The sequence below is a fragment of the Paenibacillus sp. FSL R7-269 genome, from assembly GCF_000517865.1.
In the GTDB taxonomy this organism is placed as follows: domain Bacteria; phylum Bacillota; class Bacilli; order Paenibacillales; family Paenibacillaceae; genus Paenibacillus_AQ.
On sequence record NZ_ASPS01000011.1, the window covers coordinates 78,291 to 91,455 of the forward strand.

The following is a 13,165-nucleotide window of genomic DNA, read 5'->3' on the forward strand; positions in this document are numbered from 1 at the left end:
GGGGAGGGAAGGCGGCCTGTTTTCTAAATTATTTTAATCGGTTGGATGACTATGGTGTGTATCTGCTTGGAATCGTGGGTTCTGTTGTAGTTCTTACAGAATGCGTCAACATTTGTAATGATTTTAGCTTTATCGTAGATGGAGAAATAGATGTGTTTTTTCGGATAATGATATGCATCTGACCCGATCTCCTCGGTGAGTTTCCGCTCAGACATATTGGGACGAGTACATTTAACTTCAATTACAGTTTCATAGGAATCAATAAATATATCGAAGCGGTACCCCTTGTATCCTCCGTCAGTGGGTACTTCAACTCTTGCTTCAGGAAAAATGGGACGAAGTAGTGAATAGAGCAAACGCTGCACATCATATTCGTTGCCCAGTGAAATGTCACCAAGGCTCTCTAGCTTCAGTGTTCCATTTCCATGGACTGGCTTCTGATACATTTCGTAAATATGCTTATCGAAATTATGAAGGACTCTGCTGATGATAAGATGAAAATGCGCTTCATCTACTTCATTAAGTGCTTTGGCATCATCGAATAGACCAGTGTTAACATCTGTAATTAAATTCTCCAGGTATAGTTGTGCCTGGAGCATACCTGCACTGGTGAGCAAGACAAATTTCTGTGCTATGGACTGATCGGAGAAGAGGCGCTCTAATATGCGGCTGGTAGTATCCACCCATCTGCTGAAGTCAGCCGATTGTCCCTGTGGGAAAGATTGAATTTGTGCTTGAAGAGCAGTTATAACTTGTAGTCTATCCTCGTTAATCGTAGTCAAAATAATCCCCCTTCGATTAGTTGAGATTACCCCAGCGTAAAAAGAACAGGAATAACGGTTCTAAAATGTAAACTTCATCATCCTTATATTCAAAAACCTGATACATCGGTTCGCTGCTCTGCATGATAGTCTGCATCTGATCAATAGCAGCCTTAATTTTCACCCGGTCTGGCCTATCCGCATTATTACCAAGCAACACATCGATTCTTCGCTTGATACTGTCGATAGAGAGGCTCACAATGGGCGGATCATCAGCAATCGCCTTTAGAAGTAACTCATAGATATCAGTTTCTTCACCTTTTATAGTCAGATAGGTTTTTCTTTTCTGCCCCCGGGGGTTAGGACCTGTTTTCAACTTCCGGGCAACCTCTTGGTAAGCAAGAAGGTTCAATGAGGTCATTCTGTAGGCCTTGTCTAGGATCTCCTGGTCAGGCATCGCCGGATGATCTGTATTGTCAATATCGAGTATCATACTAAGGTTATAACAGATAGATTGCATGAGTTGAGGGGAAGATAGACTCTCCTGTGCAATGTTATCAGCGATCCGAAGATCAATCTGCATATTTAGTTTGTTGAATCCAGCAACAGCGATTTCACGCAGTTCATCTGTATTCCAAGGCTCGATATTAATCAGATTCAATCTTCCGCTTAAATCGGCATTCTTTCGAATGGCATCATCCGATCGGTGAGGTAAGGATATGATGATGGCTCGAAGCCCTTTGCGGATCGCATCTTTGAGCTGATAGGCAATCTCAAACTGTTTGCTGGGTGAAGCGTAATGGAAATCATCTAGTAATAGAACTAAGTTGTTTGCTATAAAATATTGAATGACTTTATCTTTGCCGGAACGGAAAGACTCTGTGATGGAGGTGGTGATTCCTTCCGTTGTTCCGGCGAGCCCCTGACCTTCAAGCGTGCGTATCTCTGTATGGTCCCGTTCGAGGGAAATACCAATTTTATTTGCAATCGTCTCCCAGAAATCTACAGTATCTTTAAAGTCGCTTCCTATAAAATCGACGTATCCGTCCAAGCCGATTACCTTGTCACACAGTACTGTTTTTCCAGTTTTCGATGGGCCTATAATTGAAGTTAAAAATCCGACCATATCGACTACGTTATGAAGACGGAATTCATAGGTCAGCCCGAATTCCGATTTGCGGGAAATATAGGTGTGAATCGGGAGGGCGCCTGCAATAAAAACATCTCTAACTCTGAGCTTCACACTATCACTCCTCAGCAGCACTAAATGGTTGTAAATTATCTTAGTTTCGTTATCTCCTTTAGTATATCCCTAAGTGACATGATTTAACAGCGATGTCTAACCTTTTAGGATGGACAACACCTAAATCCTCTTAAATTATAAAATGTATATCAAAAATATACCTTTACCCCTTAATTATCGCAGCACAGTAAAAAAACACCCAAAACAAGCCTCAAGAATATCTTCCAGGGCTTGTTTTGGGTGTTTTAAATTATTCTATCCTCTAACCGGCGGCCCACACATCCAGCTCGATTTTGAGTTCAGGCAGCCCTAATCCTTGGATGTAGGCAACCGTCATGGAGGGAGGCGTAGGGCCGAACACTTCATTCCAGATGGAATAGAAATGGTCCCAATCGATTTCCTCCGTGGCCCAGATGTTGATTTTGATGACATGGTCCGGGGTTAGCTGCTGCGAGGAAAGAATGGCGACAATATTACTCATGGTATTGGTTACTTGCTGGTTGAAATCGGGGGGGATGTTATTGTTCGGATCGATCCCGATTTGACCGGAAAAGACGTACATTTCAGCATCTCTGCTAATTTTGGTCACATGACTGTAGCTTCCAACCGGTTTTGCTATATTTTCAGGGTTATATCTTTGAACGACCTTATTATTTAGATTCATGAGGGTAAGTCTCCTTTTAAATGGGCTGTTTTTGTAGTATCGCTTAATATTGGACAGACCTATCCCGTCCGCATCGATTCTAAAAGAAAACAGCCGTCGAATACCCGATTCCAGCAGACAGATATTGAATGGATCTCTTTTTCATCAGGTATCCCTCCTAAACATTTAAAATTTAACTTACTCTAAGAATGATAACATACCCTCAATAAAAACCAAAATACAGGGTGCGATACGATGCGTGGCGGAGCCATAAGTTAAAATTTACCTCTGTCGTAATACTTTCGCCCTGTTGGCCTACTGGACCGTGTGCGAAGATGGAACCATCAAACGGCTGCAAGATCGCCGGGAGATCTTCAGGCTACCCGCGGTCCTTCCTTCTACTCAATTGGATGAAATAGGGCCGCAGCTCTCCTGAAGGATGCTTACTCAGAGAGGAGGCGTCCAGGCTATTGTATTCCTTCCTTCTACCCATGGACTTAAACCGAGTAGGGATACGGCTCTCCTGGACACTTTTACTATGCAAATAAACCGGATTTACCTGCGTAGAGCAGGCAAGATTATGCTGAAATATACACCTGACGCTGCTGACACAAAGAAGCTCCCGAAGGGGTACTTGGCCGCAGCCCTCCGCAATCTGCAGGGGCTTGGGTATACCCTGTCGCCTGCCTTATTCCGGGCGGTCCAGAAGCTGCCCCGCGAGGCCTTCGAGCAGCTGTACTATCCGCTGATTGCCGATGTAAGACGGATGGTTGGCGCGCATGTGCATTATGCACCGATGTATCCGGGGTTCCCGGAGCAGGTCATGCAGGAGGACGAAGCAGATCTGTATTTCAATGCGATGTTCCATTATTATACCTGGGAGCTTCCATATGCTGATTCTGTGCAGCGAACACCCCTTGAGGATCATGTGAAGCTGAAGGTCATTGATCTGGGGAGCAGCACGGAGTTCCGGACCCTAATCCGCCAGCTGATGGAGGCCAGGGGCTCAATTTCGGCAGAGGATCAGAAGGATATCGATGCTGTGATTGCGAATACAGCCAACGAAGAGCTGGATGAGCTTTTGCCGGAGGAGATACCGTTCAAGGAGAATGCCGGATATGTGGCGTCGTCGCTGCTTAAGCATGGTAAAGCGGACGTAGCAAGAATAAGCCCGTACTTCAAGACGGCAACCGATGTGCTGCGGCTGGCGGTGGCCTGGTCGGGAGGCGATGTTAGTCTGGCCTTGCCTACCCGCTTCCGCAAGTTCAAGCGTAGTGAACGCCGGCTGCTGCTGGGGCTCTTGGAGCGGTGCCATCCCATCACCGAGGATATGCTAAGGTACCGGGAACGCTGGATTCGTCTCGGCGAGATCCTGCATCCATCTGAATATAAGCAGCGGTATAAGCGCTGTGAGGAAGCTTTTGATATCCTGCGTAATAAAAAGCCCTTCACCACCTATAACGGAAGTGTAGAGCTTGCCCTTCAGTACCAGCAGCTCTGGACGGCACTGGATCTGCTGGCGAAGCGTCCGGGTGAATTCGCACGAAGATTGGCGAAGCTGCTGCGGATGACCCGGGAGCCTGAGTACGTGGTGATGGCCTTCGGCGAAGTGGCCGGTCAGGTATCGACCCCGGTGCTGCTACAGGTGAAGAACTACTTCGAACGCCAGCGGGAGCTGCCTGAGCTGAGGGTGTTTTTCCCCAAGGGAAATGTCGCCAAAGCCTGGGCCACCCCTAATACCCTACCGGAGATCAGTGAAGAAGCCTGCCGGGATATGGTGGATCTCTGCGAGCAGACGCTGGTGGCGCGGTTTGCTGCCCAGCCGTCTCTGGGAAAGGTATATGTGGATGAGCGCCTGAGGGACTATCTTGTGCCATTCTCCCAGAGATCGGCCAGCAAAGCACTGCATACCCTGGTCCGGGGAAGCCGGATTCCGATGGAAGAAGGGAATACGGTCCGTTTCTTCTGCTGGTGGAAGGAAGGGAAGATGGGCGGTACGCCTACAGGCCGCGTTGATATTGACCTGTCAGCAGTGATGTATGATAAGAATTGGAATTATGTCGAGCATATTTCGTATACGAATCTGCGCTCGGCACAATATCATGCAGCCCATAGCGGGGACATTGTAACGGCGCCCTACGGGGCTAGTGAGTTCATCGACCTGCATATTCCTTCTATTGTTGAGTATGGCGGAAGGTATGTGGTAGCTAGCCTCCATTCTTTCACAGGACAGCCGTACTGCAATCTGCCGGAGTGCTTCACGGGGTGGATGATGCGGAAGAAGCCAGGGTCCGGTGAAGTTTATGAGCCAGCCACGGTATCGAACAAGATTGATGTCACGGCGGATACTCAACTCGCCATTCCTGTGATACTGGATCTGGTGGAGCGGACCGTGATCTGGACAGACCTGTCCCTGACCAGAGATCCCTTCTATCCTAATAATGTGGAGGTCAACCAGAAGGGGATGGTGATCATCGGCAAGGCGATGACCTCCTTGAAGAAGCCTGATCTGTATGATCTTTTCACGCTGCACGCCAAGGCCCGTGGTCAGCTGGCCGTGTCACCACAGCAGGCCGATACCGTATTCTCGGTAGACCAGGGAGTGACTCCGTACCACATCGAGCAGATTATGGCCGAATATGTGGTGTGAGTAGAGCGGGTAACCTGTTTGTTCAAAAGAAAGGGGTGTCTTAGCCATGATATGGCTTGGGACACCCCCCTTTTGTTGCAACTATTCTATCTCGATTCCGTACCAGCCGTCGGCCAGCGAAGTTAGCTTATACTTCACCGGCTCTGCGGCATAGGCCTGCTCCACCATGCTCTGACTTGCGCAATACACAATATGATAGGTGGGGCCATGCTCCCTTTCCCAGTCGAATACGAACCGGAGGAGCGGCTTCCCGTCTTGCCTGCTGTAGCGCACGAAGTCCAGGCTGTCCCGGGACCATGCAGCGATCTGCTGGATCTTGTCTTGCAATTCTGTATTTACACTGTCATGGAATGGAGGGGCGGCATTATTAGAGTAGATGAACGTATTCCCGATATCGCTCCGTTCATCCAGACTGTCCATCAGCAGCAGGGTCTCCGATTTCACAGCATCAAACTGCCCGCGATGCTCCCGGAATATGCTGTACTTCGCCTCGGAGGGATCATAACGGATGATGAAGCCTGCTGCGGCAAGTATCAGTATAATGGTCATGCCAAGGAAGCTTCGTGTCCTGCGGCTCAATGGATTCACCTGCCTGATTCATTGGAGTTATTTCACAGAGCCGCTGAAGGGCAGCTCGTAATCAATCGTTGTAATGAACGGCACATATTTGCCATTGAACCGTTCGTAGTGCTGCAAAGTGAACCAGTCTACAAACCCTGGATTATTGACCTCGTCATCGGCATCCAGACCGAAATGGTCGTAGAAATGGAACGCCAGCTTCCCGCTGAATTGCCCCCCGATGTTCTTGAAGTCCTTAATAGTAATATTATGACCATGGAAAGCATGGATGGCCAGCGATAACGCCAGATTGCTCTTCTCCGTGAATACCGGATACGGGCTGGTCGGGAATTGGTTCACGTAATTATTCACGATATTCTGGCTGCTGTTCGGGTTGAACTTCAGCCTGGACAAATCGCCTGAATTATTGCGCAGCTCCTGCACAACAAAATTCTTGATGAGCCCTACATAGTTCTGGGTGCTGGAGTCGGTGATGACGGCATTATCCAGCTCGCTATTATGATACTTAATGTATTTGCTGGTATCGAAGGTGTCGCCAAAGGAGACCGATGTTCCCTCATTAATGGTTTTGCTGTATTTGAAGGTTGAGATCAGATCGCCAAGAACGAACTTCATATCATCTGTTGCACCTATCTTGCCGACAGCGAATAGAGCGGCCATCTCGCCCCAGATCATGAACTCCGGTGTAATCTTGGCCACCGAGAATACCGGGCCCAGCTTGATTAACTCACTATACGTGTAGTCATTGAACGTCAGATCGTCAGAGACAGGAGAAGTTCCCTGCGCAGCGGTCTTCAGCACGCCCTCCCTGTGATTCGATTGAAGGATTAGGGCCTGCTCCACATCTGGAACCAGTCTTCTGCTGTCCGCCGCATCGTTCAAGCCGTCGCCGTCGGTATCGGCCAGGTTGGGATTGGAATACAAGTAGGCGTAGACCTTGTCGCCGGATTTGACAATGCGGATCTCTTGCCCGTCCTTAAGCCCGTCCTTATCGCTGTCAGCATCCAGATAGTTCAATCGGATGGCCGCACCGCCAGTACCGACACGAAGTCTTCCGGCCTGCATCTCCTTCTCATGATAATCACTGATGCCATCCTTGTCTGTGTCCTTATACAGGTCGGAGGTTTCGGCAATGGTATCGAAAATTCCATACAATTGGCTGGCATTACTTGCATGGTAATAGCTGCCGCCGGTGCCCTGGGCCATGCTGGTCAGCACACTGGTCGAGATACTGCTCCCCAGGCCCACCGTATAGATCACAATACCCTGATCGGCAGCCCGCTTGGTTAGTGTGGTGTCATAAGAGCCTTCCCCGTCGGTAAGCATAATAATATACTTCAGGACATCCGCTCTGCCGCCGGCGGCGAACAGATTAAGTGCACTGGAAATCCCGCTGCTCAGAGTCGTTCCGCCGTACGCATCAATCCGTCCCGCAGCCTGACTCAGCACGGCCTTGTCTGAATTAAAGCCGGATAATACTGTAGCATAGTCGTCAAAATCTACCACAGCCCCGCGGTCACTGTCCGTCAGCAGATCAACAAACTGCCGGGTGACGCTGATTCTCACATTGTTCCGGTCATTATCTGACATACTGCCCGAGGAATCGATGACGAAGGCGATATCCATCCCGGCATAATGCTCCTGCCCCTCATCGTACAGGAACTTATACTGCCAGACCTGGTCGTATACCGTCTTGTTCAGCAGAATGTATCTGGAGAAATGAGCCGTCTCTGCCGAGACCACATTCCCGGCCAGCCGTTGACCGGAGAGCTCTTCAAACAACTGGGATTCCTCATTGTAATAGTAGATCCGCGGCACAAAGTCTGCCTGATTCAATAGGCTCTGATCGAACTCAAAGGAGATCGTCGCCTTCTCAAAGCTCCCGTCGATGGAGAAATTATAGCCCTGGTCAATGTAACCGGGAATGGTGGCATCGTTAAGAATGCCGTCCACGACCGGCTGGACGGACAGGCTCTCTACCTGTTCCGCAGTGATCCCTTCCACGGATACGCTTGGAACAGCTTTGCCCCCGGCATCCTCTGCCTTCACCGTTCTAGCGAACTTCGTCTCAGGCACAAGCGGGTCGCTTCCGATTTGGAGCTCCCAGGCGTCAGAGAGTCCGTCCCCATCGGTGTCGGCCTTCAGGGGATCGGTCTTGTGCGTATGAACTTCTTCGCCGTCCGTTAGACCGTCGTTGTCACTGTCTTCACTGATAAGGCTGGTCCCGAGCTGCAATTCCTCCAGGTTGGTTAATCTATCCTTATCGTAATCTTCATCACCATCGGCAGTCCCGTTCTTGTCGCTGTCCGGTTCAAGCGGATTCAGCCTCAAGACAAGCAGCTCATCCTGGTCGCTTAATCCGTCACCATCCGTATCCCTGCTGGTGGGGGAGAGACCGAAATGTCCCTCATAATAATCGCTGATGCCGTCATGATCGCTGTCCTTCTCCGGGTCAATCCCGAGGTTAGGCAGATTGCCCTCATCGAAGTTCACGATTATATACTCTTTGGTCACTTCAGTTCCATCTTGAGCGTGGGCGCGCAGCTTCAGCAGATTGTATCCGATCCCAAGTCCGATTCCTTCCGCAGACCACGCCGCACTTACAGGGATCGTCCCTTGCTGGAGGACTGCTTTATTTCGGTCTTCAAGCTGATAGGTGAGGGCCGTGACGCTCGATGCTCCTCCCAGCACTCCGGTCAGCTTGTCCAGCTTGGAGCTCAGGAAGTAGTAGTCTCCATCCGGGCTGTTCTGAAGCTGGAGACTGTAAGTATCGAGCTGTACGGAGACCTTCTCCGGCTCAGGGGCTTCCTGCCGGGTGGAGATCTGCGTCAGCTGATAGACTGAAGGTTCGCTTGCCACATTCCCCGGGCTCCCGGTGAAGCCAAGGACCAGAGTCTCGCCCGGCTGAATGTTGGCATTATAGCCCGCATTATGTATCACGTAATGATTGCCGGTATGACTGATGATGTCAGCCGTCCAGATGCGTTCCAGCTGTCCCTCATAATCGAACGCCAGTGTCCAATCCTCAACTGCGGACGGTGACAGATTCTTAATGGCAATTTCACCGTTAAAAGCGCTGCCCCAATCGCTTGTCACCTTGAAGCTGGTCTCGTATTGCCCGCCTGGCACGGTCTGCTCCCCGCCCAGCAAGTCAAACACTGCGGGCAGCTGCAGCTCTTCTTCAAAAGAAGCCGTGAAGCCGAAATTCACACTGCCACCCGCCGGAATGTCCTGATTGCTGCCTGCATTCTTGATGGCATATAGACCATTCTCATAAGAATCTACCCGGCCGTTCCAGATATTCGTGATCTCATACGGAGACGTAAAACCAAGGGTCCAGTTCTCCAGTACCCTGCTGCCCGTGTTCCTGATGGTAACATCGGCATTGAAGGCTCCCTCCCACCGGGAGGAAATGCTGTAGAGGACTTCATACCCTTCTCCCGTGTAAGTCACTTCCTGACTGCCGCCTGTCTCGTCTTGCGCTAAAGCGGGGTGGAGCTGAAGAGAAGAGAATACCAATACGAGAATGGCAAATAAGGTGAAGCTCCGTTTCATGATTCTTGTAGTGAACATTGCTGCCGTTCCTCCTCATATGATTATTAATAGGGTGGATAATATGTAAGATCTTGGAGTATATGAATCTATCATATTTGCATAAAGAGGTTTAGGCAACAACAAATGGAAGAAAAGTAGAAGAACTACAAAAAGGACCAGCCTGGGGCTGTCCCGTTCGATAGAGCTAAGGTGTAGTCTGCATCATTTTGCAAGCAGACCTCTCACCGGAGGGTATAATTCCAGAATGTTGCCTTGCGGGTCCCGGAAATAGAGCTGCTTGCGTTGCCAGAGCCCGGAGAAGTATCGCCCTCTTCAATTACCGGCATCTGGAGGACTTCGCTATAGAATGTCTTCATATCCTCCAAGTGACTGTTATCAGTTTCAATTGTCTGATCTTCATGGTTGTCCTCCCTTTCCGTGCGGATCTCTGATGTGAATTGTGGAATGTAATGCTTGCATCCGGATATAAATTCTGTTATCTTGATATTAACAAAATGTAATTATCAATTAGTTAATAAGTTAATAAGTAATTGGTTTTGCGGGAAGCAGAGGAATCGGAGGGATGAGCATGAAGAAGGCACCCGGCAACTGGAGCGGGTTTGAACTCGCCTGGCTGGTGATATTTACGCTGATTGCGGTTGTTTTTACGGTGATCTCCAAGGATTCGCTCTTCGGGTTCACGGTCTTCATCACCGGGGTACTATGCGTGGTGCTGACGGCGAAGGGGAAGCTGGCGAGCTATGGATTCGGGATGTATAATACTTTTGGTTATGCTTATCTGGCCTATATCAACGGATTATTTGGCGAGGTTATGCTGAATCTGCTATTCTTTGTGCCCATGAATATTGTAGGCTTTTATATGTGGAAAAGAAATATTCAGGGCGGCAAACTGTCCATGCGCCAAATGGAGACGAGGGGCATTCTGCTCACCATTGCAGTCTGTGTGGCGGGGGCGCTGCTGCTGGGCTTCGGCTTATCGTTCATTCCTGCGCAGAATTCACCTTATATCGATGCTCTGACTACCGTGTTATCGGTAGTGGCAACGATCCTGATGGTACGGCGTTTCAAGGAGCAGTGGCTGGTCTATATTGTGCTGAATATGTTCACCGTGCTGCTCTGGGTGATCCGGACGCTGGAAGGCAGCGGGGAGGGTCTGCTGATGACTGTCATGTGGAGCGCCTATCTGATCAACGCGGTCTACGGCTACTACAACTGGAATAAAGGGGCTAAGGAGGCGCTGTCATGAAGACACTTGGATTAACACTCGGGAAGTTCGCTCCGCTGCATAAAGGGCACCAGTTCATGTTCGAGACGGCGCTGAGGGAGGTTGACGAACTGATTGTAGTGATCTATGAGACGACCGTCTCTCCGGTTCCGCTGCAGGTTAGGGCTAACTGGATTCGCAAGCTCTATCCTGCGGTCCGGGTAATCGAGGCCTGGGACGGGCCGGACGGATATTCGGATGACAGGGAGCATGAGATCCGGGAGGAGCAGTATATTCTCGGGCTGCTGAAGGGCGAACAGGTGACTCATTTTTATTCGAGTGAATTCTATGGAGAGCATATGAGCCTGGCGCTGGGCGCTATTGACCGGCGGGTGGATGAGGCGAGGGTGCAGGTGCCTGTATCGGCCACGATGGTCCGTTCGGACCCCTACAAATACCGTGATTATGTAAGCGGGATTGTGTACCGCGATTTGATTACGAAGGTCGTGTTCGTAGGGGCGATGTCTACCGGCAAGTCGACGATCACCGAAGCGCTTGCCCGGAAGTACGGCACGTCCTTCGCCAGCGAATACGGGCGTGATTACTGGACGGAGCATCAGGTGGACCGGCGGATTGGGCTGGAGGCTTTTGACGAGATTGCGGTAGGGCATCTGGAGCGGGAAGAGCAGGCGCTGCTTGAGGCCAATAGGTATTTATTCGTCGATACGAATGCGATCACCACGTATATGTATGCGCTGGATTACCATGGGAAGGCACCTGAGCTGCTGACCCGGCTGGCCCTGGAGAACGCGCAGCGCTACGACCTGTTCTTCCTGTGCGACGATGATATTCCGTATGACGACACGTGGGACCGCAGCGGGGATCAGAAGCGGCAGGTGTTCCACCAGCAGATTATCGCAGATCTGAAGGAGCGGCGGATTCCCTATATTACCCTGAGGGGCGCGCTTACGGAACGTATAAGCAAGGTGGACAGTGTACTGGCAAAGTTCAAGCCGTACGGGAACTATTTCGGAGAGCTGGAGCATTGAGCAAGAGACAGAAGGAGGCGGAGAGAGTGGAATTGAGAGATGGTAACGGACTTACAGAACAAGAATTCCTGGAACAGTACCGGCCTGGGGATTATGTGCGGCCTTCAGTGGCTACGGATATGGTGATCTTCACCGCCATGGATGCAGAGGCAGACCATGTAACCGTGGCTGCGGCGAAGGAGCTGCACCTCCTGCTGATCCGCAGAGGCGGGCACCCTTGCCTCGGCAAATGGGCGCTTCCGGGCGGCTTCGCCCAGCCGGACGAGACCACGGATCAGGCGGCCGCACGCGAGCTGGAGGAGGAGACCGGTGTTACCGGTGCGTATCTGGAGCAGCTTCGCACCTTCTCTGACCCCGGGCGCGATCCCCGTACATGGGTGATCAGCAGCAGCTATATGGCGTTGGTCGACAGCCGCCGTATCCAATTAGAGGCAGGGGATGATGCCGAGGCTGCGGCCTGGTTCAAGGTAAGCTACCAGCTTCGGCAGGAGCATAAAGAGCTGCTGGAGCCGGGCTGCATACGCACCCGTACCTATGAGCTTCGGCTGGAGGCCGCAGGCCAAGCGCTGACTGCGGTGATCGAACAGACGGTGACAGCGGCACCGGCGTCCAGTTCGGTGCAATATGCCGTCTTGTCCAATGACGGACTTGCTTTTGATCACGCGAGGATCATTGCCTATGCCATGGAACGGCTGCGCCAGGAGACGGAGAGAACCGGAATCGCGCTGCTCTTAATGCCTGAGCAATTCACCTTGGCCGAATTTCAGCAAGTCTACGAGTTGATTATCGGCCAGGAACTGCCGAAGGCGGTCTTCCTGGACAAGATGGCTGCGCTTATAACGGCGACCAACCTGTACACAGAGCAAACGGAACACACCCCCTCCCGCCGCTTGTATCAGCGGAACTGGGGAGAAGTCTGGATTTTTAATTAGGAGGAATCATCCATGAACGCAGGCAGAGCAATATTAAGAACAATGGAATTCAGCCATGAATTGGATGTGCTGCACAACTACATTACACAATCCAAGATGCCGGTGCGCAAAAGCGACTCCTTCGATAAGCAAGTCATGCTGCTCGAAGAAGCCCAGGGTGAAAGGGCGTTTCAATCCACCTACAAAAAGATGAAAAAGGTCAACATCCTGTCCGGTCTGTTTGCCCTGCCGGTGCTGCTGGTGGTTGCCATCGCCGCGATCTACGGCCGGTATATCAACCGGGGTTATGATGTGTTCGGCTATTTCGTGGATCATCCGGTGCTGTATCTCGTACCCGCCGCGCTGATCGTGGTGACGCTGGTGCTGGCCTTGTACCATTCAGTACTGCGGCGGAAGCTGTATGGCCGGATCTATCCGGAGCTGAAAAGTAAGCTGGGACTGAACGCCGCCTGACCACAGGCGGCATTCAGTTTATCCCTTGAAATATAAGAATGTATAGGTTTCACGCTATACATTATCCTTCTATTTCTCGCTGAAACGGTACCGTCC

11 protein-coding genes are annotated in these 13,165 nt (G+C 50.8%); 5 read left to right on the forward strand and 6 right to left on the reverse strand.

Annotated elements, in window-relative coordinates; all coding sequences use genetic code 11:
* Nucleotides 1-23 precede the first annotated feature (23 nt).
* From C162_RS04390 to C162_RS04400, 3 genes are all read right to left on the reverse strand, one after another.
* Nucleotides 24-782 (reverse strand): hypothetical protein, encoded by a 759-nt coding sequence (locus C162_RS04390; protein ID WP_051493224.1) that lies wholly within the window; start codon nucleotides 780-782, stop codon nucleotides 24-26.
* A gap of 16 nt (nucleotides 783-798) precedes the next feature.
* Nucleotides 799-2,004, reverse strand: a complete 1,206-nt coding sequence (locus C162_RS04395; protein ID WP_036691636.1) for a hypothetical protein — start codon at nucleotides 2,002-2,004, stop codon at nucleotides 799-801.
* 262 nt (nucleotides 2,005-2,266) lie between these two features.
* The gene (locus tag C162_RS04400) at nucleotides 2,267-2,668 is read right to left on the reverse strand and encodes a RidA family protein (protein WP_036691640.1); all 402 of its coding nucleotides are present in this window, start codon (nucleotides 2,666-2,668) and stop codon (nucleotides 2,267-2,269) included.
* A 517-nt stretch (nucleotides 2,669-3,185) separates the two neighbouring features.
* Between C162_RS04400 and C162_RS04405 the strand changes: the two genes are divergently transcribed.
* Nucleotides 3,186-5,297, forward strand: coding sequence for a TerD family protein (locus tag C162_RS04405; RefSeq protein ID WP_036691642.1), 2,112 nt, complete (start codon nucleotides 3,186-3,188; stop codon nucleotides 5,295-5,297).
* Nucleotides 5,298-5,378: 81 nt separating this feature from the next.
* Here C162_RS04405 and C162_RS04410 read toward each other — a convergent pair whose 3' ends face one another.
* The 3 genes from C162_RS04410 to C162_RS37325 all read right to left on the reverse strand — a co-directional run bounded on the left by C162_RS04410 (nucleotide 5,379) and on the right by C162_RS37325 (nucleotide 9,787).
* Nucleotides 5,379-5,876, reverse strand: a complete 498-nt coding sequence (locus tag C162_RS04410; RefSeq protein ID WP_156949548.1) for a hypothetical protein — start codon at nucleotides 5,874-5,876, stop codon at nucleotides 5,379-5,381.
* A gap of 27 nt (nucleotides 5,877-5,903) precedes the next feature.
* On the reverse strand, nucleotides 5,904-9,449 hold the full coding sequence (locus tag C162_RS34080; RefSeq protein WP_051493225.1) for a DUF3289 family protein: 3,546 nt from the start codon (nucleotides 9,447-9,449) through the stop codon (nucleotides 5,904-5,906).
* Nucleotides 9,450-9,652: 203 nt separating this feature from the next.
* Nucleotides 9,653-9,787 (reverse strand): hypothetical protein, encoded by a 135-nt coding sequence (locus C162_RS37325; protein WP_268748795.1) that lies wholly within the window; start codon nucleotides 9,785-9,787, stop codon nucleotides 9,653-9,655.
* 212 nt (nucleotides 9,788-9,999) lie between these two features.
* On the opposite strand from C162_RS37325, the gene pnuC reads away from it, so the two are divergent.
* Genes pnuC through C162_RS04435 form a run of 4 tightly spaced genes read left to right on the forward strand, consistent with a single transcriptional unit; the run spans nucleotide 10,000 to nucleotide 13,069 of the window.
* Entirely contained in the window at nucleotides 10,000-10,677 is a 678-nt protein-coding gene (gene pnuC / locus C162_RS04420) for a nicotinamide riboside transporter PnuC (RefSeq protein WP_036691648.1), read from the forward strand.
* Complete coding sequence (locus C162_RS04425) at nucleotides 10,674-11,684, forward strand: AAA family ATPase (protein ID WP_036691651.1); 1,011 nt, start codon at nucleotides 10,674-10,676, stop codon at nucleotides 11,682-11,684. Before pnuC ends, C162_RS04425 begins: the two co-directional genes overlap by 4 nt.
* A 26-nt stretch (nucleotides 11,685-11,710) precedes the next feature.
* Nucleotides 11,711-12,616: an NUDIX domain-containing protein gene (locus C162_RS04430; RefSeq protein ID WP_036691756.1), complete on the forward strand. Its 906-nt coding sequence runs from the start codon at nucleotides 11,711-11,713 to the stop codon at nucleotides 12,614-12,616.
* A gap of 12 nt (nucleotides 12,617-12,628) precedes the next feature.
* Nucleotides 12,629-13,069, forward strand: a complete 441-nt coding sequence (locus C162_RS04435) for a DUF6097 family protein (protein ID WP_036691654.1) — start codon at nucleotides 12,629-12,631, stop codon at nucleotides 13,067-13,069.
* The last annotated feature ends 96 nt before the right edge of the window (nucleotides 13,070-13,165 follow it).

Bases quoted from the DNA above. Each gene is read 5' to 3' on its own strand.
- C162_RS34080 (WP_051493225.1), bottom strand. From the start codon at position 9,449: ATGTTCACTACAAGAATCATGAAACGGAGCTTCACCTTATTTGCCATT.
- pnuC (WP_036691648.1), top strand. From the start codon at position 10,000: ATGAAGAAGGCACCCGGCAACTGGAGCGGGTTTGAACTCGCCTGGCTG.
- C162_RS04435 (WP_036691654.1), top strand. From the start codon at position 12,629: ATGAACGCAGGCAGAGCAATATTAAGAACAATGGAATTCAGCCATGAA.
- C162_RS37325 (WP_268748795.1), bottom strand. From the start codon at position 9,787: ATGAAGACATTCTATAGCGAAGTCCTCCAGATGCCGGTAATTGAAGAG.
- C162_RS04405 (WP_036691642.1), top strand. From the start codon at position 3,186: ATGCAAATAAACCGGATTTACCTGCGTAGAGCAGGCAAGATTATGCTG.
- C162_RS04425 (WP_036691651.1), top strand. From the start codon at position 10,674: ATGAAGACACTTGGATTAACACTCGGGAAGTTCGCTCCGCTGCATAAA.
- C162_RS04400 (WP_036691640.1), bottom strand. From the start codon at position 2,668: ATGAATCTAAATAATAAGGTCGTTCAAAGATATAACCCTGAAAATATA.